Origin of the sequence: Bradyrhizobium sp. HKCCYLRH2047 (genome assembly GCF_051168175.1) — a bacterium.
Taxonomy (GTDB): domain Bacteria; phylum Pseudomonadota; class Alphaproteobacteria; order Rhizobiales; family Xanthobacteraceae; genus Bradyrhizobium.
Genome location: NZ_JBNPUM010000002.1, coordinates 309,615 through 334,702, shown reverse-complemented (window position 1 = coordinate 334,702; position 25,088 = coordinate 309,615). Strand labels below are relative to the sequence as shown.

The 25,088-nt window shown below is 65.8% G+C and carries 17 protein-coding genes; 13 read left to right on the top strand and 4 right to left on the bottom strand.

The genetic code is table 11. The features are described from left to right. The first annotated feature begins 53 nt into the window (after positions 1–53). The 13 genes from ACQR1D_RS05080 to ACQR1D_RS05020 all read left to right on the top strand — a co-directional run bounded on the left by ACQR1D_RS05080 (position 54) and on the right by ACQR1D_RS05020 (position 9,916). Positions 54–656 carry an HD domain-containing protein gene (locus tag ACQR1D_RS05080; RefSeq protein WP_316218016.1) on the top strand — a complete coding sequence of 201 codons (603 nt, stop codon included), beginning with the start codon at positions 54–56 and terminating at the stop codon, positions 654–656. A 15-nt stretch (positions 657–671) separates the two neighbouring features. Next, positions 672–2,117, top strand: coding sequence for an aldehyde dehydrogenase family protein (locus tag ACQR1D_RS05075; RefSeq protein WP_316218017.1), 1,446 nt, complete (start codon positions 672–674; stop codon positions 2,115–2,117). Continuing rightward, complete coding sequence (locus tag ACQR1D_RS05070) at positions 2,117–2,731, top strand: HD domain-containing protein (protein ID WP_315804571.1); 615 nt, start codon at positions 2,117–2,119, stop codon at positions 2,729–2,731. Before ACQR1D_RS05075 ends, ACQR1D_RS05070 begins: the two co-directional genes overlap by 1 nt. Next, complete coding sequence (locus ACQR1D_RS05065) at positions 2,728–3,489, top strand: SDR family NAD(P)-dependent oxidoreductase (protein WP_315804572.1); 762 nt, start codon at positions 2,728–2,730, stop codon at positions 3,487–3,489. Before ACQR1D_RS05070 ends, ACQR1D_RS05065 begins: the two co-directional genes overlap by 4 nt. A 14-nt stretch (positions 3,490–3,503) precedes the next feature. After that, positions 3,504–3,827 carry a 2Fe-2S iron-sulfur cluster-binding protein gene (locus tag ACQR1D_RS05060; protein WP_316237156.1) on the top strand — a complete coding sequence of 108 codons (324 nt, stop codon included), beginning with the start codon at positions 3,504–3,506 and terminating at the stop codon, positions 3,825–3,827. A gap of 426 nt (positions 3,828–4,253) precedes the next feature. Next, positions 4,254–5,738: an aromatic/alkene/methane monooxygenase hydroxylase/oxygenase subunit alpha gene (locus ACQR1D_RS05055; RefSeq protein ID WP_316181166.1), complete on the top strand. Its 1,485-nt coding sequence runs from the start codon at positions 4,254–4,256 to the stop codon at positions 5,736–5,738. A 100-nt stretch (positions 5,739–5,838) separates the two neighbouring features. Beyond that, positions 5,839–6,084, top strand: a complete 246-nt coding sequence (locus ACQR1D_RS05050; protein ID WP_316237158.1) for a toluene-4-monooxygenase system B family protein — start codon at positions 5,839–5,841, stop codon at positions 6,082–6,084. Then, positions 6,077–6,457, top strand: a complete 381-nt coding sequence (locus ACQR1D_RS05045; RefSeq protein ID WP_316181163.1) for a Rieske 2Fe-2S domain-containing protein — start codon at positions 6,077–6,079, stop codon at positions 6,455–6,457. Before ACQR1D_RS05050 ends, ACQR1D_RS05045 begins: the two co-directional genes overlap by 8 nt. A 9-nt stretch (positions 6,458–6,466) precedes the next feature. After that, positions 6,467–6,766, top strand: a complete 300-nt coding sequence (locus ACQR1D_RS05040; RefSeq protein WP_315716254.1) for an MmoB/DmpM family protein — start codon at positions 6,467–6,469, stop codon at positions 6,764–6,766. A gap of 21 nt (positions 6,767–6,787) precedes the next feature. After that, entirely contained in the window at positions 6,788–7,813 is a 1,026-nt protein-coding gene (locus ACQR1D_RS05035; protein ID WP_434838025.1) for a toluene hydroxylase, read from the top strand. Between the two features lie 56 nt (positions 7,814–7,869). Beyond that, positions 7,870–8,859 carry a 2Fe-2S iron-sulfur cluster-binding protein gene (locus tag ACQR1D_RS05030; RefSeq protein ID WP_434838026.1) on the top strand — a complete coding sequence of 330 codons (990 nt, stop codon included), beginning with the start codon at positions 7,870–7,872 and terminating at the stop codon, positions 8,857–8,859. A gap of 7 nt (positions 8,860–8,866) precedes the next feature. Then, positions 8,867–9,397: a luciferase family protein gene (locus ACQR1D_RS05025; protein WP_315804579.1), complete on the top strand. Its 531-nt coding sequence runs from the start codon at positions 8,867–8,869 to the stop codon at positions 9,395–9,397. Positions 9,398–9,418: 21 nt separating this feature from the next. After that, on the top strand, positions 9,419–9,916 hold the full coding sequence (locus ACQR1D_RS05020; protein ID WP_434838027.1) for a 2Fe-2S iron-sulfur cluster-binding protein: 498 nt from the start codon (positions 9,419–9,421) through the stop codon (positions 9,914–9,916). 301 nt (positions 9,917–10,217) lie between these two features. Here ACQR1D_RS05020 and ACQR1D_RS05015 read toward each other — a convergent pair whose 3' ends face one another. From ACQR1D_RS05015 to ACQR1D_RS05000, 4 genes are all read right to left on the bottom strand, one after another. Continuing rightward, a complete protein-coding gene (locus ACQR1D_RS05015) occupies positions 10,218–13,322 on the bottom strand; it encodes a DEAD/DEAH box helicase (protein WP_315804581.1) in 3,105 nt (1,034 codons plus the stop codon). 872 nt (positions 13,323–14,194) lie between these two features. After that, a complete protein-coding gene (locus ACQR1D_RS05010) occupies positions 14,195–16,078 on the bottom strand; it encodes a hypothetical protein (protein WP_434838028.1) in 1,884 nt (627 codons plus the stop codon). Continuing rightward, positions 16,071–21,740, bottom strand: a complete 5,670-nt coding sequence (locus ACQR1D_RS05005) for a hypothetical protein (RefSeq protein ID WP_434838029.1) — start codon at positions 21,738–21,740, stop codon at positions 16,071–16,073. The genes ACQR1D_RS05010 and ACQR1D_RS05005 overlap by 8 nt, the downstream gene beginning before the upstream one ends. 37 nt (positions 21,741–21,777) lie before the next feature. After that, the gene (locus ACQR1D_RS05000; protein WP_316181149.1) at positions 21,778–25,074 is read right to left on the bottom strand and encodes a hypothetical protein; all 3,297 of its coding nucleotides are present in this window, start codon (positions 25,072–25,074) and stop codon (positions 21,778–21,780) included. Positions 25,075–25,088 lie beyond the last annotated feature (14 nt).

The window sequence follows — 25,088 nt, the reverse complement described above, 5'->3', positions numbered from 1 at the left end:
CCAATCGAGAGAGGCCGGCAGCGCCGGCCTCTCTCCGCATATGGAACATTGCAATGCTCGATAGGTCCGATGTCGGCAACCGCTATGACGAGGTCTGGCGCATCAGCGAGCCGTACATGCGCGCGCGCAAGAACGACGTCCATATTCCCCTGTCCTATGCCTACGCGCGCAAGCTGCTCGTGCACTATCCGGACGCGGACGAGGACATCGTTTCGCTCGCGATCATCCTGCACGACATCGGCTGGTACGCGATCGACATGAAGGACATCATCGAGAAGGGCTTCGGCCCCAACATGATGCAGTCCGATGTGCGCTTTCTCCACGAAAGCGAAGGCGTCCGCATGTCGCGCGAAGTCCTCGAACAGGCCGATTGGCCGGAGGACATCATCGTCGCGGTCGGCGAGATCATCGACGGCCACGACACCCGCCCCTACCCGCGCTCGCTGAACGACCGGATCGTGCGCGACGCCGACAAGCTGTGGCGCTACACGACCACCGGCGTCGCGGTGGCCTGCGACTGGTTCAAGATGACGCCACGTCAATATGCGTCGCGCCTGACGACCCAGCTCGCCGTGCTCGAGACCGAAGCCGGACGGCTGATGGCCGAGGCGGCGTTGGGCGAGACCCGGGCCGCGCTGATGCTCGACCTGATCTGAGCGAGGGGCGCGGACATGGACATGTTCATCGGCGGCCGCAGGGTTGCAGCCCAAGGCGGCGCGACCTTCGACGTCGTCGATCCGGCAACGGGCGAGACGATCGACAGCGTTCCGGAGGCCGGGCCCGCGGATGTCGATGCCGCGATCCACGCAGCCGAGATCGCATTCCAATCGTGGAAAACGACGCCCGTGGCAGAGCGCGCCCGCCTGCAGAAGAACGCGGCGCGGCTGATGCGCGAGAGTGCCGGTGAGGTCGGCCGCCTGCTGACCAGGGAGCTTGGCCGTCCGCTGGCGGGAGCCATCAGCGAAATTCAGCGCTCGGCCGAACTGCTCGACGTCTACGCCGAGGAAGGCCTGCGCCTGCACGCCGAGATGCCGCTGACGGGTGTGGCCGGCGAAAAGATCGTCATCACCCGCGAGCCGGTCGGCGTCGTCGTCGCGATCACGCCCTTCAACTATCCGGTGACGCTGCTCTGCTTCAAGCTCGGCGCCGCACTGATGGCCGGCTGCACCGTCGTCGCCAAGCCTGCCGAGGACACGCCGCTGTCGACACTGCGGCTCGCCGAGATCTTCCATGCCGCCGGCTTTGCCGAGGGCTGCTTCAATGTCGTCACCGGCCGCGGCCCCGACCTCGGCATGCAGATGATCGCGCATCCGACACCGCGCAAGATTGCGTTCACCGGCGGCACCCGAGCTGGCAAGGCGATTGCCGCTGCAGCCGCAGGAACGATGAAGCGGATCACGCTCGAGCTCGGTGGCCAGTGCCCGGCCATCGTCTGCGCCGACGCCGATATCGGCGCAGCGGCCGCTGCGATCGCCCGTCACGCGTTCGCCAATTCCGGCCAGTTCTGCTACCGCGTCAATCGCGTCTATGTCGAGCGCCCCATCTACGCGGCCTTTCTCGCTGCGCTCGCCGACAAGGTCGCGCAGCTCGACGTCGGCAACGGGCTGACCTCGAATTGCGCACTCGGACCTGTTGTCAACGAGAAGATCTACCGCAACAGCGAGCGGCAGATCGCCGATGCCCGTGCCAATGGCGCAACCGTGCTGACCGGCGGTGCCCGGTTGACGGGCGGACTCTACGACAAGGGCTGGTTCCTGCCGCCGACCGTGATCGCCGATGCGCCCCCCTCCGCGCTCGTCATGACCGAGGAAACGTTCGGTCCTGTGCTTGGTGTCGCCCCATTCGACGAACGCAGCGAGGCGCTGCGGCTCGCAAATGCGACAGTCTATGGACTGGCCGCCTTCGTGTTCTCGCGCAACCTGGCGACAGGACTGACCTTGGCCGAGCGCCTCGAAGCCGGCTCCGTGTGGGTCAACGACATCCAGCGCTCGAACCAGCGCGCGCCGTTCGGCGGCATGAAGCAGAGCGGGATCGGCCGCGAGAAGGGCCGCTACGGCATCGAGGACTATCTCGAATACAAGACCATCTATCTCACCTACGACGCGGAGCTGCGGTGATGCATTTTCTGCGCGACCAGGATTGGCCGGTCTGGCTCGCGGCGCGGCCGTGGCTCGACGTGCGCTCCAACGACGAGCATACGCTGATCTCCTATCGTCTCGGCCAGGCGCTGTTGCGGATCCATCCCGAAGCGGACGCCTCCGTGGTGCTGCCGGCGATCCTCATGCACGACGTCGGCTGGAAGAAATTCCCGCCCGAGCAGCTCGCCGCCGCCGTCGGTCCCAATCCCAGATATCCCGAGCTGCAGCGCGCCCACGAGATCGAGGGCGTGAAGATCGCGGCCGAATCGTTCGCACGGCTGGCGATTCCAGGGCTGCAGGTGGAGACCATCCTGGCGATCATCGACGGCCACGACACCCGCAAGAAGGCGATCTCGCACGAGGATGCGCTGATGAAGGACGCCGACAAGCTGTGGCGCTTCACCGGCCATGGGGTCGCGACGATCGGCGGCTGGTTCGATACGCCGCCGAAGGAGACGCTCGCGATGCTGGAAAGCTTCGTGCTGCCGTCGATGCTGACCGAGGCCGGCACCACCATGGCCCAGGCACTGATCGCCGAGGGCACAGCGTCTGCCTTCATGACGGATCTGCTGCACATCGAGGCTTCAGCATGAGTGCGTTCCAGCTGCATGGGAAACGTGTGGTCGTCACCGGCGCCGCCGGTGGGCTGGGCCGCGGCTTCGCGCTCGCCTTCGCTGCGGCCGGCGCCGAGGTCGTGGCCGCCGACATCCGTCTCGGCGGCGCCGAGGACACCGCGCGGCTGATCCGCGACCGCGGCCACAAGGCGCACGCCGCCGAGGTCGACGTTGCCAACGAGACGTCCACCGCGGCGCTGGCGCAATTCGCGCTTGCGCGCATGGGCGGCCTCGACGTGCTGGTCAACAATGCCGCGATCTATGCCGGGCTCGCGCGTCGCGGCTTCGAGGCGATCCCCGAAGCCGAGTGGGACCAGGTCATGCGCGTCAACATCAAGGGCGTGTGGATGATGAGCAAGGCGGCCGCGCCGCTCATGCGGCGCGCCGGCGGCGGCGCGATCGTCAACGTGTCGTCGGCGACCGTCATGAGCGGATCACCGATGTGGCTTCACTACGTCTCATCGAAAGGCGCCGTCATCGCGATGACCCGTGCGCTGGCGCGCGAGCTCGGCGACGACAAGATCACTGTCAACGTCATCGCGCCGGGCTTCACGCTCACCGAGGCCAGCCTCGGCCTGATCGAGAACGCCGCCGAATATGGCGTGTCCCGCGGCGCCTTGAAGCGCGCGGCCGATGTCGACGACATGGTCGGCGGCGCGCTGTTCTTCGCGTCACACGCCGCGGCCTTCATCACCGGCCAGACCCTGATCGTCGACGGCGGCCGGCAGTTCATCTAGGGACCCGAAGATTCATGCCCAGGATCACCTTCATCGAGCCAGACGGCACCGTACGGACAGTCGATGCAGAGCTCACCGAAAGCGCCATGCAGGCGGCGAAACGCAACGGCGTCGACGGCATCATCGGCGAATGCGGCGGCTCCTGCATCTGTGCCACCTGCCATTGTCACGTCGACAAGGCCTGGATCGACCGTGTCGGCCCCGCCGGTGACATCGAGGCCGACCTGCTCGAATTCGAGGCCGCCGACGTGCGCCCGGAAAGCCGCCTGGCGTGCCAGATTTCGATCACCGATAAGCTCGACGGTCTGGTGCTTCAGGTCGTCGGCCTCGGCCGTTGAACGGCCGGAGAGTTGCACCGGTCTTTGATCCCGCCGCACGCATCATCGGCAGCGGGACGATGACGGGCATCGAGCTGCTCGCTTGAACAGATCGGCCCGCTTGGTCGATACGGCCGCGCCGATCCTCGCCGCCGCCTTCCCTTCGCATTGCATCATCTCGTCACCTGCGTAGCAGCAGGAATGCGGTCGCCTGCGCTCCCGATCGCACCCGAATACGCTCGATGTTCGTGCGCATCCGCGGCCTAAAGAAAAACCAAAGAATGCGTCCTACACTGGATCGTACAACATCGCGCGACGATCTATCAGGTCCAACCGCCTGACTCGTACGCCATCGCCACGCGCCGCACAACGTTCGCCCATCAAGGGCGGCAGCGGACCGCAACGAAGAGCAACGAACGCGATCACATAGCTCGGGAGGAGCAACGCATGCCGAAGCTGCAGCGGCGGGACTATTACGACACGGCCCGCGACATGAACTGGGCTTTCTCCTACGTCAGCGAGGACGAGGTCTTTCCAGAGGAGCTGTCCAAGAGCTTCGGCATCCACGGCGAGGAATGGTGGGTCTGGGACGAGCCGTACAAGCTGACCTATCGCGAATACGTCCACAACCAGGCCGGCAAGGACGACGGCATCTACTCGATCCGCTCGACGATCGCGCGCTCCAATCTGTACGACAATCTCGACGCCGGCTGGAAGTCGGCGATCAAGGCGCACTACGGCGCGATCCCGGTTCCGGAATATTTCGCCTCGATCGGCGAGGCGCGCATGGCACGGTTCGGCCGCGCCGCAGCCTGGCGCAACATGGCCGCGTTCGGGACGCTCGACGAATGCCGCCACGGCCAGGCGCAGATCTACTTCCCCTATTGCCTGCTCGGAAAGGACCCGCAATTCGACTGGGCTCACAAGGCGATGCACACCAACGAATGGGGCGTGATCGCGGCGCGCAGCCTGTTCGATGACATGTTCACCGCCAATGATGCGGTGTCGACGGCCATCCAGCTCACATTTACGTTCGAGACCGGCTTCACCAATCTGCAGTTCCTCGGCATGGCCTCCGACGCGCTGCATGTCGGCGACATCGAGTTCGGTGCGCTGATCTCCTCGATCCAGACCGACGAGGCGCGGCATTCGCAGCAGGGTGAGCCGACGCTGAAGATCATGATCCAGAACGGCAAGAAGGCCGAGGCGCAGAAAATGGTCGACCAGATGTTCTGGCGGTCGTGGAAGCTGTTCGCGCTGCTGACCGGCATCTCCATGGATTACTACACGCCGCTGGAAAGCCGGACGATGTCGTTCAAGGAGTTCATGCAGGACTGGATCTGCCGGCAGTTCATGGACCAGTTCAAGGACCTCGGCATGAACGTGCCATGGTACTGGGAGGAGCACTTCCTGCCGGAGCTGGACTGGGTCCATCACGCCTATCACATGGGCGTCTGGTTCTGGCGGCCGACGGTGTGGTGGAATCCCGACGCCGGCGTGTCCGCCGCCGAGCGCGACTGGCTCGAGCAGAAGTATCCCGGCTGGAACGATCGATTCGGCAAGCTGTGGGACGTGATCGGCGACAATGTCCGCACCGGCCGGATCGAGAAGACCTATCCGGCGACGCTGCCGATCGTCTGCAACTGCTGCCACATTCCGATCTGCAGCCCGAGCATCGGCCAGGCGCCGCGGATCACCACGCATAATGGACGCAAGCTGAACTTCTGCTGCGAAGTCTGCGAATGGGTGTGGAAGAGCCAGCCCGAACGTTACGACACCCATCTCTCGGTCGTTGACCGCTTCCTGGCCGGCCATATCCAGCCACCGACGCTGGAAGGCGCCCTGCAATATATGGGCATCACCCCCGATGTCGCCGGCAACGATGCCCAAGCCTATGCCTGGGATGGCGCGTCGCGGCTCGCGGCGGAGTGACCCGGCCGCGACGGACGGCCAGCACGGAAAGGGGCGCCGCTCGCGAGCGACGTCTCCAATCGAAAAGACCACCGACATAACAACAATCCGGGAGGCACACATGGCCCTGTTTCCGCTCCAAGCCAATTTCCGCGGCGACTTCGTCGTCCTGCTGATCCCTGTCGACGACGGCGACGACATGAGCATCGTGGCAGACAAGGTCGCACAGCACGCGGTCGGACTTCGCGTCGCCGAGCAGAAGGCACCAAAATGCGTCTACTACAACGGTCGCGAGCTGCCGTCGGCGATGACGGTGGCGCAATCCGGCATCCAGCCGATGGATTGGATCGAGGTGGCCTATGTCTGACGATGCCGACGTGACATGGACGCAGGTCGCAACGCTGGACGATCTTTGGGAAGGCGATTTCATCGGCGTCGAGGTCGACGGCGAGGAAGTGATCGTGATGCATCTGCCCGGCGGCGACTTGCGCTGCTTCCAGGGCATGTGCCCGCACCAGGAGATCCTGCTGGCGGACGGCAAGGTCGATTTCGAATCCGGCACCATCACATGTTCGGCCCATGAATGGGAATTCAGCATGGATGACGGCCGCGGCCTCAACCCGCGCGACTGCCGCCTCTTTCGCTACGCCGTGAAGAAAGACGGTGAAGCCATTCTGGTTGGCGTGCCGAATGACGGCCGGCTGCGCCGCCTCCGTCACAAGACCGAGCAGGACGCATAGGACAAGCCCATGACCACGACAGCAGCTCCGAAACTGGTCGGCCCCGTCATCAGGGGCGTCGACGAGGACATCATCGACGCCGTGATCGCGGCGAGCGAGCAGGACAATCCGGACGTCGAGATCGTCATCGAGGACCGCGGCGGCTACGTCCGCGTCCAGGCCGACCGCAACTTCCGCCTGACGCAGAAGAGCATGCAGGCGGCGCTGGGGCGGCCGTTCCGGCTCGCCGAGATCGAGCCGAGCCTGGTGTCGTTCGGCGGGCGACTCGAATCGATGGACGACGAGTGGGTCTGGACCATCCACACATAGCAAATCCCGGGAGGACACGTCATGACCGCAATGACCGCGAAGCCGGCTGCGCGCAAGCAGAAGAAAACTTGGAGCCTGTGGACCGAGCGCCGGCTGCCGTCGGAATACGAGGCCGTCACCTACAAGTTCCACAGCCACTTTCGCCGCGCGCCGGCGCCATTCGAGCTGTCCGAGAACTGGTCGATCAACCAGTTCTACCTCAGGAATCGCGAAGGCTCGAAATTCGCGCTGGACGACTGGGAGGGCTATCGCGATCCCCTCACCTACACCTATCGCCGCTACGTCGGCGATCAGAAGGACCGCGAGGTGTATTGCGACAACCTGATCGACGAGTTCGAGCGCCAGGACATCTATCGTAAGCTGTCTGCACCGTGGCTCGACTTCCTCGGCCAGGCCTATCTGCCGGTGCGTTTCCCGGGACACGCGATGCAGATGAGCGCGGCCTATGTCGCGCAGATGGCGCCGTCGGCGTTCGTGACCAACACTTTCTACTTCCAGATGGGCAATGAGATGCGCCGGGTGCAGCGCCAGGCCTATCTGGCCAAGGCGCTCGCGCTCGACACCGGACGCGAGGAGCTCGCCGACAGCGGAATTGCCCGTACCGTCTGGACGCAGGCGCCGCAATGGCAGGGCCTGCGCGAGCTGATCGAGAAGCAGCTGATCGCCTACGATTGGGGCGAGGCGTTCGTGTCCCGCAATCTGGTGCTGCGGCCGATCTTCGATCACGTCTTCAATCGCGAGATCGCCGATCTGGCGCGCACGAACGACGACGACCTGCTGGCGCTGCTGCACGACGACTTCCGCAACTACGACGAAGCCTATGCGGTCGAGACCACCAAGGCCCTGGTGCGCTACGCCACCGGCAAGGTCCCGGAGCACGCGGCTCTGCTGCGGGAGTGGGTCGCGAAGTGGATGCCGCTCGGCGAACGCGCCGCGCGCGAGCTCAGCGAGGCACTTTCGACCGCGCCCGGGGCCGACGGTGCACGGGCGATCCTGGAGCGGACCATGACGACCCAGGCGAGGCTGATCGCGGATTGCGGCTTGTAGTCTGGCAGGCGCACTCGGTGTGCCGGCCGAGCGCCGGGACTGGAAGGATGGCGTGGATGACCCGACAACTCCGCATCGAGCCCGACGGGGTCGTGATCGACGCGGCCGACCATGACACCATCCTGCAGGCAGCACGACGCCAGGGCATCGCGCTGGCCTACGAATGCGGCTGGGGCAATTGCGGCGCCTGCAAGGTGACGCTCGTCGACGGTCAGGTCGATCCGATCTTTCCCGGCGCTCCGGCGATGAATCCGCGCGACGCGCGACGCAGCCGCATCCTGGCCTGTCAATCACGCGCGATCTCGGACGTCACGATCGCGCGTGGTCCCGGCGACTGGTCCGCGCCGACGCCGCGATGCGTCGAGCAACAGGCGATCCTGCGCGGCGTCGACGATCTAGCGCCGGAGATCCGCCAGTTCAGCTTCGAGACGGCCGAGCCGATCAACTTCCGGCCCGGTCAGTATGCGATCCTGCATCTCGGCGAAGGGCTACGGCGCTGCTACTCGATGTGCAACCTGCCGGGCAGTAAAGCCCTGCAGTTCATTGCCAAGCGCTACGATGGCGGCAAGGGCAGCAACGCGCTCGCCGCTTTGGCCTCGGGCGCACAGATCACCATCGAGGCGCCATTCGGCGCCTGCACGCTGCGTCGACAGCAGGGACGCAAGGTGTTCGTGGCGGGAGGCACCGGCATCGCGCCGATCCTGGCGATGCTGCGCGAGGCCGCGGAGGCGCGCCTCGATTTCGGATCGCCCGTGGATGTCATCTACGGCGCCCGCACACCGGCGGATCTGGCCGCCGACGACATGCTCGAGACGGCGATCGCGCGCATTCCGCAGGGGCGCTACCTGCCCGTGGTCGAACACGCGCCATCCGACTGGCCGCATGCGGCCGGCTTCGTTACCGATGTCATCCAGAGCGCAGTCCTGGATCACGCGGCGGCCGAGTTCTATGTCGCCGGCCCGCCGGTCATGGTGAACGCGGTCAGATCGCTGCTGCGCGCCGTCGATGTTCCGATCACGCGGGTTCATTATGACAGCTTCGGCTAGAGCAGGCTTGCGCAGTGCTGCACCCGTCTGGGCGATGGCACCGGGACTGCGTCGTCTCGCCACACGTTCCGGCAGCGCACCGCGGCTCGCACCGACATGGCCCTGCCACCAGCTCGACGGCACCTCGCCCGCCGGATACGCCGCACAGCTCGTGTCCTGCACATGCGCGCTGGCCGGGGTCGAAGAGGTGCCGGCGCCGCTGAACGCCGCAGGCCGCGCCTTCGCGCTCGATGACATCCATGCCATGGGCCAGCCGGAGGCCTTCGTGTTCGCGCCGGTGTGGCTCATCGTTCGCCCCGACGGGTCGCTGCACCTGACCTTGCGACCGGAATGGGCGCAGAAGGTCGCGGCCAAAGGCTGGGGCACGGTGCATCCGTTCGCACGCTACATGGCGGGCGCCGTGCCACCGCAGAGCCTCGTGGTCTACGCGCCGCGCGATCGAAGCGAGCTGGCGGTTGCGGCGCGGATCATCGCGGCCGCGCACTGCTACGCCAGCGGCCGCATCGGCGACGTCGCATTGCCCGACAGCCGGTGGTGAGCGATGACGGAGCTCTCGGCCATGACCAATGAAGGCGGCACCAGGCGGTTTCGCATACGGCTGGAACGTCCGGAGGGGACGTTCACATTCGACGCCGCATCCGACGAATATCTGCTGTACAGCATGATGGACGCCGGCATCGAGACCCCCTACATCTGCGAGCAGGGCTGGTGTCTCGCATGCGCCGCGCGCTTGGTGTCGGGCACCGTGGACCGCTCCGATGCGCTGACGGTCTACCCTCAGGACGCTGAAGCCGGCTTTCTGCTGCTGTGTTCGACCAAGCCGTGCTCCGATCTGGTCCTGATGCTCGACGAGCGCCAGACCCGACGGGACATGATGCAACACCGGATCGAGCACAATCAGCTGGCGCGAGCCTATCCGCCCGGCGCACGTCTCCGGTTTCGCCGCGGACGCGCTACCGCGCGGGTCGACGTGTGCACCCGTTCAGCAACAGGAACTCGAACAGACGAGCCGGCGACATCCGCTCAGATGGGGCTGATTGGGCCAAAACCCACATAGCGTCCTTCTGCATATCATGAGGACCGGTGGTCACCAAAGCCGCAAAAAGGTGAAGCTGGTTCTGTCGCTGACTCATTCGTTTGTTGGGATCCGGGCTGGGTCGGCCGCCAGCGCAGCTTTGAACTTGAACGATCCACCGCATCCGACCAGCCGGTTCAGAACAGCTCGAACGATCGTCTCTGCGTCCCGCAACACGAGTTCTCTCAAGCGTCCTTGCCAAGGGTGAAGCGCCATCGCTTTCATTTCGGGACCCCCGAGAAGGGCACACAACATCGCTTCAAGTTGAGTGGCGAATCCCTCGTCATTCGTCCAACAGATCCAAGAACTGCTCGACCCTTCGTAAAGCAGGTTCATCGCTGCGCCCGGGGTAGACGACGCGATCGCCCTCGCGCTGCAGCGACCGTGAGCGTGACTTCTTGATTCTCCCTGCGAGCATCGTTGCGGCAATTGCATCCGGACCGACATCGAGACGCATGATCCCCCGTTGCCTGCAACTTACCCTGAGCTTGGCGACAGCAAAGAAATTGCTGGCCTCGGATGGCAGCTTGCCGAATCGACGGTGCGTTTCATCCTCGAGCTCCTCCAGATCGTCATCACTCCGGCACCGAGCGGCTCGAGCGTAGATCTCCAGCCTGACCGCCTCCGATTGCACATAGCTCGAGGGAAGCAGCTCAGGGATGGGAAGATTCAACTCAGGGATCCAGAGCGCGGACATTCCATCGCGGTCTCCCTCCAGGGCAAGCGTCAGAAGGTGGCCGTAAAGCGTCGGTCCGAACACCTGCGTGTGGCCGGATTGTCGATCGGAGCGAAGGTCGCCACCACCGCGCAGGTCGAGGTCGCGAGCGCTGATCGCGAAGCCAGCGCCCGGACGACTCAATTCCTCAAGAGCGGAAAGCCGTTTTTCCGAGCGTTCAGAGCCGCCTTCCGTCAGGAAATGCGCAAACGCCCGGATGCCGCCCCGTCCTACTCGCCCCCTGAGCTGATGCAATTGTGCCAGGCCGAATTTTTCCGGCCAGCACACAACGATGGTATTTGCACGTGGGATGTCGAGGCCACTTTCCACGATGTTGGTTGCAAGTAGTACATCGGCACGACCTTCGACGAACCCCATCAACCTCTCGTCGATCTCGTCGGTTGGCAACTTGCCGTGAATGGTCATGATACGTAGTTCCGGCGCCAGCGCGTGGATCCTGGCGAGCATGGGATCGAGATCCTGGATCCGCGGACAAATGACGAAACTCTGACCGTTACGTCTGTGCTCACGAACCAGGGCAGCGGCGATAGCTATGTCCGAGAGCGGTGCCACCTTGGTGGCAACCGGAACACGATGGACCGGCGGGGTTGCGATCACGCTGAGGTCCCGCAAGCCCGTCAAGCCCGCTGCAAGTGTGCGGGGGATCGGTGTCGCACTCATCCAGAGCCGATGGCCGTTCTTATTGAGGCCCGACAGCATGGCTTTCTCAGCAGCGCCGAAATGCTGCTCCTCGTCAATGATGATCAGACCAAGGTCGGCAAATCTCACCTCCTTGGATGCGAGCGAGAGGGTCCCGACGACGATCCTGAGTTCTCCGCTCTTGAGGCCCTCCCTGACCTTTCGCGCTTCGGCGGTCGAGGCAACCCGCGACAGGTTTCCAACATCGATGCCAAGAGGCGCAAAGCGCTTTCGAAAGGTTTCGACATGCTGTCGCGCCAGCACTGTCGTCGGCACGACGATAGCGACCTGCTTTCCGGCCAGCACGGCGGCTGCCGCTGCTCGCAGCGCCACCTCGGTTTTGCCAAAGCCGACGTCTCCACAGACGATCCGGTCCATCGGGTGCCCCGATGCAAGATCATCCAGAACGTCGCGGATGGCCTTCGCCTGATCGGGGGTGGTGAAATAGGGAAACCGCGCGACGAACTTCTCATAGACAGCAGGACGCGGCACGAGCTTCGGAGCTGGGCGCCGCCGGCGCTGACTCATCTGCTTGGCCAGCTCCTTTGCGACCACGTGAATTTCCGTCTCGGCAGCCGTTCGCCGCGGCCGCCACGAGCTGCCGTCGGCCTTGTCCAGCGAGGTGTCTCCGAGCTCGGCGGCGTAGGGCCAGATCAGGGCCAATTCTGCGAGAGGGACGAGAACGGCGTCGTTTCCGGCGAATACCAACCTGACCATCTCGCGCGCCGAAAGATCGCCCGCGCCCATGGATCGCAAGCCGCCAAGGCGTGCGAGTCCACGTTGCAGATGAACGACCACGGATCCGAGTTCGGGGAGATCTCCCGAATCGAAGCCGGGCGTCCACGCCCAGTTCGTCGGTTGCGGCTGGTGCGCCCTGCTGCCGAGCACGTCGGCAGCAGTGATGACCACGAGCGGCTTCTTTCCAGGAACGACAAAGCCCGCATCGAAGCCTGCCAGCAATGCGGCCTGCTGCCTGCCCCTTGCGGTCGCGTGCGTCCAATCGGGCACGCACTCGGCCTTGATCGCGCTCATCCGGGCCATCACACGCAAATCCGCTTCGACCGCAGCGACGAAGAGCACACGTGCGCTGCCGCGCTGGGCTTCCTCGATAAATGCACGGAGGGCCTTCCGCGGAGAGGCTGCCTTGTAGAACTCTGGCGTCGCACGATACGGAGTGGTTGGCGGCAAGACAGTGATCTTCTTCGCCGCCAGCTCCCATTCGCGCCGGCTGAGATAGGCACGGTCACGCTCACTGCGGGCGGCCGCATCGTCGATCGTGCTCAACCAGGTCTCGGCGTGCCTGGGCACGGTGCTGTCGGCGATCCATTTGGCGCGCGCACAATAGTCCAATAGGCTGGACCTTCTTCGCGCCCGGCCCGTGAACGCCAGCCGCTCGGACATCGGGTCAATCAGGAGCTCCTTCGCTTCGGAAATCACCTCCTGGTCTATCGGATTGATCGCTGCAATACGCCGGATTCTCCCTCCGGAATGCTCGATCCTAAAAGGTCCGAGCGCGCCGGCAGGGAATATCTCGAAGGTGTTGCCGTGAAATAAAACTCCACCGGGATAATCCGGACTGTCGTCCAGGTCGTACCCGAGAGCTTTCAGACGGGCCTCAAGGTCTTCCTCGGAAAAGACGGCCCCGGTCCGAAGTGGAAATCCGATACGAGACCAGTTCGCAGGCAACGGCAGGAGTTCCATTATGGCCTCCACCGTCGTGATCAGCAGGATCGGCTTCTTTGCCCTGGCAAGGCGTCTCAAGACGGAGCTCCGCCGACCCGCGATATCACGTGACGGCTCAAGCTGATCGAACGGAAGCGTGTTCAAACGGGGATAGACGAGCACATCACAAGCCGGCTCGATAACTGGGATGATCGAACCCAACAGCTCGGCTCGGCTCTCATTTTCGGCGAGGAACACAAGTCCGCCTCGGCCCGAAGCACGCCATTGCGCAGTAAGATACAGCGCCAACATGCCCAATGGAGACGAGGAGGAAATGCCAGTCCGAATCGGAGCCTTCGTTGTTGTCGCAACAGATGTCTTCTTCCGCAGGGCGACCTTTGGTGACGCGGAGCGCTTTGCTGATGTGTTCTTGCGCGGCGTTGAGCCACGGGGCGTACGAAGAGCAGTGGTCACTGAATTCTCGTGCTGAATTGACGAATGCGATGCAAGCCTGCGAATCTCTGTCGAGCTTTAGCGGATTCGACGGCTTCAAGGGATCCAAACTTCGGAGTGTCGATCACCGTTCTCCCCTTAAGTGCGACGGTGTCACCGACCAGCACCATCGTCGCGCTCCACGTGGGCAGACTGGGGTGTGATTTCAACTATGACGCAGAGAGATTCGTTCTTGAACGACCATGGTACGAACGCGTTGATAAGCGTGATCGCGGCCTTGGTGACTGCGCTGCACAGAACTCACGAGCCAGGCTGACAGCCTGCGGTGGGACTACCTGTCACGAGGTTTGAGCAGAGCCGGCAGTTGCCCCATGCCGTAAGCGAGGCCGCGTGATCTCTGTCCTTATGGCTATGGGCCTCTGCCGAAGAGGCTCGGGCCGCAACGTACAATAACGCAGCAGCTTCAGATTCGACACAATCAATGCGAACCTCTCCGCGCTCAACCTCGAACGGTGTTCCTCGTGCTCGCTCTCCGTTGCTCCTGCTGTGTCATGAAGGAAGCGCTCAGGTCGGGAATGGGCCTTCGGATAGTCAGACTCGCCGGCCACTACGTAGTCTTGGGGCACCGAGCGTCTGCCGTCGCGCGAGAAACGACCGACTTGGGAATGACCCGCGCCCGTCCACCGCCGGCGGCCGCGCCACGCCAGATTCGACGGTGACGTTTCATGCGTTCAAGCCTTCCGCTTCGGAAGGATCGTGTCGAAAGCGAGCTTGCTCGACCGCTCGCCGCGATCGGTCTCCTTGCGGATGCCGAGCCAGACGAAAGTGCGGCCGTTGTACCAGCGCGTGCGCTGGAAGCTCTGGGTGACACGAATGCCCGCGCGCGGCACCTCCTCCTCATGGAGATTGTAGCCCTGCTGCTGCGGGAGGTCGAGACCGTGGCGCAGCAGATCTGTGCGAGGTTCGACGCGCACCGGCGGATCCGGGTCGCGGTCGATGACCCGCAGCAGCGCGGCGCGACGCAGCTGAATCTCGCGGCTGTCGTTGTCGATGTGCACTGGGATGAACGGGATCCAGTTCTCCGGCATCTCGCTCATCAGCCGATAGCGGATCGCGGCGTCGTTCTCGATCGGCGCCGCAGGTGGTGGGGCCGGCGGCAGGCTCTCCTCCACCAGGCGACGGAAATAGCGGCGGGTGTCGAGCGCGGCGCTGCGTCCGCTCTTGCTGTCGCCCGAAGCCAACATCACCCGCGACTCGACGCCCCACACCATGTTGGCCATCTCGTCGCGGAACAGTTCCACGGATTCCAGCGGCTCGCCCTCCTGGATCTTCGGCACGCTGGGCACGACGAACAGGCTGAGATCGGCGGGAATGTCGTCGCTCCCCTTCGTCGCCAGCGTAAACATCGACCAGCGTTGCCAATCTTCATCCGCGCCCTTGCCCGCGGCTTCGACCCAGATCCGCTCTCCGAAGACGTTGGTCACGCTCATGCCGGCGACCCTGGTGATCGCCCCGGCCGGCACCGTGAACGGCATCAGGAACCAATCGTTGGCGTAGACGAGGCCGAATTCGATCAGCAGCAGCTTGTTGACGTCCGTCGTCTCCGGATCGATGTCGCCGAAATTCGTTCGTCCCTCCTCGAAGGTCCACCAGCGCGTGTTCGGCATGCCGTCGAACTGGATCGGCGCCGGGATGAACGACGCCGTGAAGGTCGTCTCGATGGCGGCAGGCGGCGGCGCGTCCGTCAGGTCACCGAGCCCTGCGCCGGAGGCGTCGACGTCGAAATTGTACCAGTCGAGATGCCCCTGGAAGTATTCGTCGGCGACCACGAGCTTCTCGCCGCCCGCCTTGGGCGCCGACGCTGCAAAGGCGTATTCGAGGCGATCGGGCAGCCAGGCATCGGCCGCACCCGCGGCGGGCTGGTAGAACGCCTCCCGGTACCACGCCAGGAATTCGGCCTCCGCCGTCTCGATCGCAGCAGTGCTGGCCGGGTTGCCGAGCGCGACGAGGTCGTGCGCGTGATTGCCGGGCGCGGCCATCAGATGCTCGACGAGGTCGTAGCCGTCCATCGACCTGCCGGCGAGCGCCGCCATCGTCTGCCAGGCTTCGCGATGGGCGGCGACCGGCGCATCGGCCTTGAGCGCCGGATCTGGCATGGCGAGCGGCAGCGCCGCGATGAATTGCTGGGCAAGCCCCGGCTCGATGCCGGCGACGAGCTTCAGCCAGCGTCGGCCCAGGGCGATGCGGAGATCGAACGCCATCTTCTGGCCGGCGAGACGGAACGGGATCGGCCGCCGCTCGACCTTGGCTTCGAGCGGCACGTCGTCGGCGAACGCTTCGGGCGGATTGCCGGCCGCGCGGTATTTCGTCAGTTCGGTGGTCTCGATGTGCACCTTGGCGACGACCGGCGAGCCGGCGTCGTCGCCCTGAAACTCGCCCATCTGCCACTGCTTCGTCAGCAGCCACAGCGGATCACGAACCTCGGCCTTGAGCGCGCGGTCGAAATCGTGCGTGCGTGGGCGGCCCTCGAGCCTGTTCCACAACGTGATGGTGGGCAGCTTCACCTTGCCGGAGAACACGGCGGAGAGGTTCTGAACCGCGACATAGTCAGCCATTGCCCGTCTCCGTCTCGGCCAGCACCGCGGCGAGGTTGTTGTTGAAGGCGAGGTTGAGCGAGGCCGTGATCGGATGGAAGGTCACGGCGGACACCAGCGCCGGCAGGAAGCGGGCATAGGCGGTGGTGTCGACGTGGTCGGGCTCGATCGCGCGCTTCTTGGCGAGGTCCATCGTCTCGCGCACCGTGTCGACGAGATCCTGCCACTGCCACGCGCCGACAAATTTCGGCGGCAGCGCCAGCAGCAGGGTCTGCGGCGGTTCGGCGTTTGGCCGGTCGAAGTGGAACGCCAGCCCGGTATCTTCGGTCGGGCGCGGGATCACTTCGGTCCACTCGTCGAGCAACAGCCCGAGTTGCCGCCGCGCCGGATCGAAGCTTTCGGCGAAATGCGCGGTATAGAGCAGCTTGTCCTCATCGATCACGAACGGCTTTCCGTCGGCATCGGTCTCCGGGAATTCGAGTCCGAGCCACGGCAACTCGGGGCGATGCGGAAATTGCAGCGCCTGCAGCGCGACGCCCGCCCCCGTGAACGCCTCGGCGAGATGCTGCGAGGCTTCCAGATCGTGCAGCTTCGACCGCACCCGCGCGACACCCGTGAACCAGTCGTCGAGCGGAAAGCGGCGTCCGATCGTCGTCTTGACGAACCCGAGAATGGTCTCGTCCGCCTGCGCGCCCGCTCCCCAGGCGTTGCTCCATTCACCGGCCAGCGCCGCTGGCAGGCCGAAATCCGGCACGATCTTGAAATCGTCGCCGAACAGCAGCTTCGCCGCCGCGGTCAACGCCTCGATCTTGTTCTTCGCCTCCGCCGCGGCATCGTATTGATCGAGCCGGGCCTGGATCGCCGGCAGCCGCGTCGTCAGCTCGAGCGCGAGCGCGGCGGTGCGCTTCGCCATGTCCTCTGCGAGGGCGACGATCGCCGCGCGCTGGGCTGCGATGTCGATCACCGCGGCGTCGAACGCGGCGTTCGCAGCCTTCGAGGCTTCGATGCCGTCGTGCAGGGCGGCGAGGTCGGACGCATTGTCGTAAAGCGTGATCAGAGCGGCGCGCTGTCCGACGAAGGCGGCGCGCTTGCCGCTCATGAGATCGTCGCGGAAATCGTCCGGTTGCGCCGGTAGAGGGTCGGTCGCCGTGGTCGCGATCAGCTTTTCGGCCACCCGCAGCGCCAGGAACTTCGCCGCGTCCGGCGCGCCCGGATCAGCGTCGTAAGCGGCCATGCGTGCGTCGAACTCGGCGAGTTGCCGGGTCCATCGAGCGATGTAGCCGGCGAGTGCGGCATGCAACTGGGAGAAGATCCGCCGCCGGTCGGCGTAGACGGCACCGGTACCGGTCTGCAACGGCGCGAACGGACCGAGACCCTGCATCACCGACACGAAGCCGGTGATCGTCAGCTCGATCTCCGTGGCGATCTGCGCCTCCTGCTTCGCGTCCAGGCGGGCCTGCAGCGCCGTACGGAAGGTGTCGAGATCCGCAAGCCCCCCGACGAGCAGGACGCGCGGCAGCGTCGCCCGCTCGCGTGCGAGCGCCGCGTCGAGATCGACCGCCTCGTTCGCCTCGCCGGCCATCGCCATGTCGCTCGCCTTGAGCGGACGCGAGCGCAGCAGCAGGCTTCTGAGATGCCGCATCAACGCCGACAGCTCGAACAGCGGCACATGCCCGGCGATCGCCGCGATCCTCTCGCGGTAGGCGATCGTCAGCATGGCGTCCGGGCGAGGCGTATGAGCGGCGATCACATGCGCTTCGATCAGATCGTCGAGCGCCTTGGCGGCTGGATCGTTGTCCGGATCGAGCAGATACAGCAGGTCGATCGGCAGCAGGCCGAGATCGGCCTGCGTCACGTTGTAGGTGACGGCGGAAAGATCGAGCGGGTCGGTGACCGTCACCGAGCAGGCGACCGCTGCCGGCGGCGGCAGAATGCCCGCGAGCCAGGCGTTGAGCGCAGGCTCCGCCTTCGCCCGCGGCGATGTCAGCGCGCCGTCGTTCGGGTCGAGCCCGGCCTTGAGATGCAGCGCCACCCGGTGGGTCAGCGTCACCCCCGACCGCGGCGTACGCACCACGTCGGGGGTCGCCGGGAATTTTCCCTTGGAGTAGGTGTCGAGCACGGCGCCGGCACGGTCGTAGTTGCCCTGCACCACCTGATGCACGCTCTCTGCCATCGCGAGGTCGGCGACCGCGTCGGCGATGTCGGCAATCCGCGCGGCCTCGGCGGTGATCGCGGCTGCCTGCTGCGGGCTCGCCGCCGGCAGGTCGGCATCGTGGCCGAACGGATAGCTGCTCACGCCGCTGGTCTTGATGTGCTCGACCAAGGCCAGGCCGTCGATGACGTTGCGCGCCTCCACCCGGTCGATCCGCAGCCGCCGACCGAACGCGTCGAGCCGACCGGTACGCGTCGGAGTCAGCCGGTCGCCGACCAGCGGGAACACCTTGCGGAGGTCGTAGATGAACCCGTCCACTTCGACGTCGTGGCGGTCGTGCAGGCCGCGCTCGAACTGGTAGCCGAGCAACGCGCCGAGGCTCTGCTCGCCCTTCATTCCCTCGATGATCGATAGCGCGATGCGGACCCGTTCCGAGCTGAGATTGACAGCGAGGCTGCCCGGATTGTCGGGCGTGGCGTTGGACAGATAGCCGTTGCGCAGCACCGCGGCGGTCACCGCTTGGTTCAGCGACGGCGCGTGGATGTAGCCCTGGTTGCTGCGGTCGCGCATCAGCGGCGGCGCGTCGGGATCGGCAAAGATCGCCGCGAGGTTTGCCGGCAGTTCGACGGCCGTCGGCTTCTTGAACTCCGGCTTGACGTTCTCGAGCCAGCCATAGGCGCCGAGATAGATTCCCCTCTTCGCCTCGCCGGCCGGTGCGCCCGGCTGGGCGGTCCCCCGGCCGGCACCGTTCGGATAGCGCATCCGCTCCAGTTGGCGGCTCATGATGCCGCCGTACCAGGCGTCGAACCGGTAGGTGCAGAGGTCGAGATGCTCGGCGAACACCCGTTCCAGCACCGCCGTCGGCGACCTCTTCAGCCGTTCGAGCGCATCGAGCTGGCGCTTGAGATACGCGGTAGCGACCATCGAGGTCAGCACCGTCGGGATGAACTCGCCGACCGTCCTCAGTCCCGTTCCGGTGACGGCGGCGTCGCTGCGGTGGAGGTAGCGCCAGCGGCTGCCGCCGGCCGCAGCAGGCACGGCGAGGCTCGCCTCCTCGACCTGGAAGAACTTCGGCTCGCGCCGCGCCGCCTTCAGCTCGGTCTCGCCGATCAGCCCGGCATTGAAGAACAGACGGATGCTGGTCTCGACGAAGCTCAGGTCGAGCGCGTGATGCAGCATGAGATACAGCAGCGCATTCGGGCGCTGGGTGAAGCCCTGCTGCAGCCGCAGCGCGTCGTGGGAGGTCGCCGCAGCCTTGATCAGCCAGCCGATGTAGTTGTCGCCGCCCGCGGTGTAGGCGCGGATCTGCTCGGTCTCCGACAACGGACGGTCGTCGATCAGCGGGCCCTTGAGCTGGTTGGGCGCCTTGAGAAAGAGTTTCTCAAGGATGTCCGGCACCTCGATTCCCTCGGGCGGCGTGTAGCCGAGCTGCTTCAGCAGATCGAGCCCGCTTCCGACATAGCCTGCGGCGAGCAGGAGCGCGACCAAGGCGCCGCCCGCCCCCTGCATCGCGAGGCGGTTGTACAGTTCCTTGAAGCTTTCGGCGAAGCGCTGCTGGAATTCCACCGATCCGGCGTGCAGGCCGAGGACATCGAGCAATATCTGATGACGGTCGCCGCCCGGCTTGCCGATGTAGGACACCCGCGACATCAGCGGCTCCAGATCGGCCTCGACCTTGCGCAGCAGTTGATACAACCGCATCAGGAACCGCAATTCCGGATCGTCCGGTGCGTGCGCGGCCCCGACCGCGACGTTCGACCCGGCGAAGATCCATTGGATGCGCGAGCGCGGCGTCGCCGGCAGGATGCCGTAGGGCTGACGACGGACGCGGATCGTAGGCATCGGCCCGCGCGCCGACACGTGCCGGACGAAGAAGTCGCGGGTCCGCTCAACCGTCGAATCGTCGAAGATCGGATGAAGCATGCTCTCCATGAAGTAGCCGAGCGTAGCCGGCCACAGCGCCGTGTTCATGGCGCGGGCGTCGTTGACGTCGTGGCGATGGTAGAAGGGGATCGCCGCCAGCGCGGCCGGATCGAGACCGAGCGTGGCGGCGAGGCAGCGTCCGTCTGTCCGCTCGAACCATCCGTCGGGGTCCAGGGGCGGAGTGCCGAAGTAGTGATCGAAGCTGACGTCGGAATCCTCGCGCCAGCTGTAGGCGGCGCCCTCGCCCTCGACGTTGTTGGTCGGCTGGCCCTGCGGCAGGATCGAGAACCCCGCCTTCGACTGATGATGATGGACGAACAACTGCTCCAGCGCGACCCGGCCGGCGTCCGCATCGGCCCCGAGCCGCACACCGAGCACCATCAACTGATCGAAGCCACGGCGGAAGGCGGCCGGCGTTAACGGCACCCGGAATCCCATGCCGATCTCGACGGCACGGTCGAAGTTGCGCACCCATTCGAGCTCCGGACCGAACGTGATGTCGTCGCCGTCGCCCGCGACCGATGCGTCGTCCGTTCCGGTCGGCGACGGCGTGACCGGCAGCGGCGACGGAATCGGTTTTCCAAGTTGCTCGAGCTCGAGCGTTCCGTTGTTGTAGCCGAGCAGGACGAGGCGATCAGGCAAGGTCCGGGCGGTCGCCGGCTGCGACCAGCCGGTCTCGCGCATCGGCGTGGCGTCCGTGGCGGGAAACTCCAGATACGCGGCGATGACCGTGGTGGTCGCGCGGTCCGCGCCTTCGGGCGGCGCGTCGGCGAGATTCCGCGGCCGGTACGCCTCACGGACCGCCGCGGCGCGCTCGGCGCCGAGCGCGCTGTCGAGCGCGGCGATCGCGTCCGCCTGCGCGGCCGCATCGGTGCCCGCGCGCCACAGTGCCGTCCAGAACGTGCTGACCGCACCTCGCTCGGGATCGACGAGCGGCGCGCTGGTCACCACCGTCAGGATCACGGTCGGCACGCCTTCCACTTTGGCCGGTCGCGCCACCTCGTTGAGCGGGCGATGAGTCTGGATCACGTAGTAGGACCGCCCCGAGCCCTGTCCGCTCAGCAGCGTTCGCCAGGCGGCCCGCTCCCCGGCGGGGTCGTGGTTCGCCCGCCAGACGTCGGCCCAATAGGCCTGGGCGCGCTTCACTTCGTCTTCCGACAACGCCTCCTCGAAGCTGTCGACGGCGATGTCGTCCGGATAGACCCGGATCCACAGCTCGTCGCGGTCGCCGCCGAATTCCGCCGCCTGCTTGAAGCGCGTTTCGATTCGCAGCGGCATCAGCAGGATCGGCGTCTGATCGGACAGCAGGCCGATGTTGCGGCGGGGATCGGTGAAGTTCGCGAACAGCCCGATATTGCGGACCACTTCGTCCTTCGCCGCCCTCAGCGCACCGCCCAGCCGCTCGATCTCGGAGGCCGCCGCCTTGATCTCCTTGTCGATCGCCGCCAGCGCCGGATCGTCGGCGCCCTTGCTGACGCGCTCGGCCCGTGCGCGGTCGCGGATCAGCCGCGCGCGGGTGTGGCGAAGCCGGCCGATTTCGCGCGACGTCGCATCGGCCGCGGCGCGCGACGCTTCCAGCTCCTTGCGGATATCATCGAACTCGGACATTTCGCTTCAGCCGCCCCCTGTCGTGTCCGCTGCGCGATCAGTTCGGCAGCATCTCGCTGCCGTGCACCGCGACCAGCACGGGAACCTGGTAGAGGATGTAGGCGAGCTCCGCGGAGTTGCTGTCCGGATGCCAGCGGAGCGCCTTGTCCTCATCGTATTGTTGTTTCTTCTCCTGCAGCTCCGGAGCCACCGGATCGTCCAGGGTGAGGGTCGGCCCGCCCGGCCTGATCTGCAGGAAGCCCTTGTCGGCGTCGGACAGCACGTCGGGCCAGGCGAGATCGTTCCAGACGTTGAGCGGCCCATCGCGAGAAATATCGAGGCCGAAGCGCGGCTCGCCGGGCCGCTCCTTGATGACGAAGAACCAGCCCGGCGCCGTCGAATTGCCGCGGCCGCTGCCCCCCTTCGCCTCCTTCGAGGTCAGGTCGAAGCCGATGAAGGTGATGTCGGGATCGACCTTGGCTTCGTAGAGCGGTGTGCGCAGGCGATCCTCCACCGGACCGTCGGTCTCCAGCACCCGCTCGACGCGGGGATTGATCGCGCCGCCGTCGTCGCGCTGCCAGCGCGCCTTCTGGGCGTAGATCACCGCGGTCGGATATTTCTTCAGCAGCTCGCCGCGGATGACGAGGACGACTTCCTCCTCGTTCTCGCCCGGCTTCTCGCGATGGTCGTGATCGCCGAGCTTGGAGAACAGCGACCAGGTGTGGAGCGGCGGAATATCGCGGAGCTTTTCGCGCAGCTCGTCCTTCGACAGGCCCTCCCGGTCGATCACGCCGCTCGGGTCCCAGAACTGGCGGAAGCAGCTGCCGCGCTGGTCAGTGGGATATTCGCGCCACAGCAGCTCGCGGGCGAATTCATGGTTGAGGCCGACCATGTAGGCCTCGATGAAACGCTGATTGGTCTCGAGCAGCGTGATCGTGTTCTGCGGAATCTTGTCGATGTTCGGCAGGAAGTGCTCGTCGGACAGGCCGAGAAGCGGCTTGTACATCGGCAGGTCGATTTCCGGATATGCCATCACCGGCTTGAACACTTCCGGCTGCAGCAGCGTCGCGATCCCGTTGATGGCCAGCACTCGCGGCGGAATGGTGATCGAGGAGAAGGTGAAGGCGGGCACCGTCTTGTCGGGATCAATCGCAGCGAAGGTCGACGCTCCGAGCGCGGCGATGTCGATCGGCTTGCGCAACGGCGGCCTGCCGAGATCGGCGCTGACTGTGAGCAGCCGGTTGAGGTCCTTGAGGGCCAGTTTGAAGCGCGCCGCCTCCGGGCTGTCGGCGGACGAAGCGCCCCCGACAGGCTCAGGCGCGGCGGGATCAGGATCGCGGATGGTGAACGACGGAAAGCCCGGCAGCGCGTCGATGATCTCGGGCGAAGCCCCTTGCGGCAACACGCCGGTCGCGATGCCGGCCTGCTTCTCGAGCCGCACCAGCCATCCGAACAGCGCCAGCGCCGCTGCCGCGACCACGATCGCGAACGGAATGGCGACGGCCAGCAGCAGCACGGCGAGCAGCAGCAGAACGACCAGCAATACCCACTTCGCCCAGCGGTGCTTGGCGAGCCAGTCGGTCAGCTCCGCGGGCAGCGACTTCGGCTGAAGTTGCGCGGCGACATCCTCCACCGCCGGCAAGGCTTCCGGGGTGACCCGCGGCGGCGCCGCGCTGACCTCGCCGCGATTGATCTTCTCCAGCAGCTCTTCGGCGCCTTTCGGCGAGTCGAAGCCGAGCGTCGCCGCGACCTGGTCGCGCGGCCGGAGCGCGCGCCGGAACGGCGCAGACAGCGCCGCGCGGGGCACCGTGCTTTCCTTGAGCCGATGGCGCAGCGTGAAGCCGTCGGCGATCACCCGGCGCTGCACCGGCGCCATCATCGTGAGCCCGCGCTCCGCGCTGAGATCTTTCAGCGGCCCGAGATGGCGCGCATGCCAGATCGCGGCCGCCGCCTTGGCGAATTGCGCCAGCCTGATCCGCCGGTTCGCCGCGAGGATGTCGCCGACCTGGTCCCAGGCGGCGTCCATATAGGCCTCCTGGTTCTTCTGCACGACTTCCGTGCCGAACGCGGCGGGAACGCGAAACCGCGGGTCCAGATTGAGCTCGTGCACCCAGTTGCGCGGCTGCGGCGCGTCGCTGCCGTCGGCCTCCTCAAGCAGCCGTTCGGTGAGCGCGTGCCAGCGGCCGTACAGCGGCGGCGTGATCACCGGGTCGGGCGCGCCTTCGCGGGCATAGTCGTCGGTCAGGTTGACGAAGCCCGCCAGCGCCTTCTCGAATTCGTGCGCGTAGGGTTCATCCCAGCCCTCATAGGCCGCAGCTTCTGCCTCCTGCGCACCGGTCAGCGCCTCGTCCGGCACCTTGAGCGCGCCGCCGAGCCGCAGCACCCCGTGAAGCCCGGCGACCGCGATGGGCGGCATCCCGGAACCCGGCGTCTGCGTGTCCATGTCGCGGCGGCCGAGCCGCGAGTCCGGCGGACGCGGCTTCAGCAGGCGGACGAGGTACTCGAAATCGCCCACCGTCCCAGTCTTGAAGTACCACCGCTTGTACACCGGATGCAGCGTCGGGAACGGCCGGTCGGTATAGTCCGCCCAGGCCGACAGGGTGGCGAAGAGCGCGGGATTCGCCACCGGCGCGATTCCGAGGCCGGCGAGACGGCCGCTCTCGAAGGTCGGCACCACGAACGCATGGTAGGACGTATTCGGCTTCAACTGACGCGGCGACAGGACGCGCGAATAGGCGTAGTCCGGATTGCTGGCCAGCAGGCTCTCCAGTCGCGCCCTCGCCTGGTCGGCATTGGTCGATTCCACCACGCCGTCCTGCTGGATCAGGTCGCGGTTGACGTGGACGTGCGCCCAGGCCCAAAGCTGGTCGGCGGGCGGAAACACCGAGGCCGGATCGCCCGTCACCTCGATCGCCGGCAGCGGCCGCGCCGACGACACCGCGACTTCCTTGAACTCCTCCACCTCGAGCACCAACAGTGCGAGCCACGGGCGCAGCCGGTGGCGCGACTCGTCCGGCGCCGCCGGCGTGTAGCGCCACGGAAAATCCTCGTCATAGAACTCAACGAAGGGCAGGTAGTTCGGCTCGAAATTGGTGATCCAGTCGCGCGGCTCCACCTTCACCACCGCCTTCGGATCGATGCCGACGATATCGCCGGGACCATAGAGCGCGACGTCGCGCGAAATCGTCGCCGTCAGATCCGTGTCGCCCTGGACCGGCCGCCCGGCCAGCGACAAGTCGACCTTGATCGTCGCGCGCAGCGCCACCGCGTTGTCGTTGTCGGCTGCGGTGATGTTGTTCGCCACGCCGAGCCGCAGCCAGGGCAGGAAGGAATAGGTGCCGATCGTGTCGCTCATCCCGCCCCTCCCCG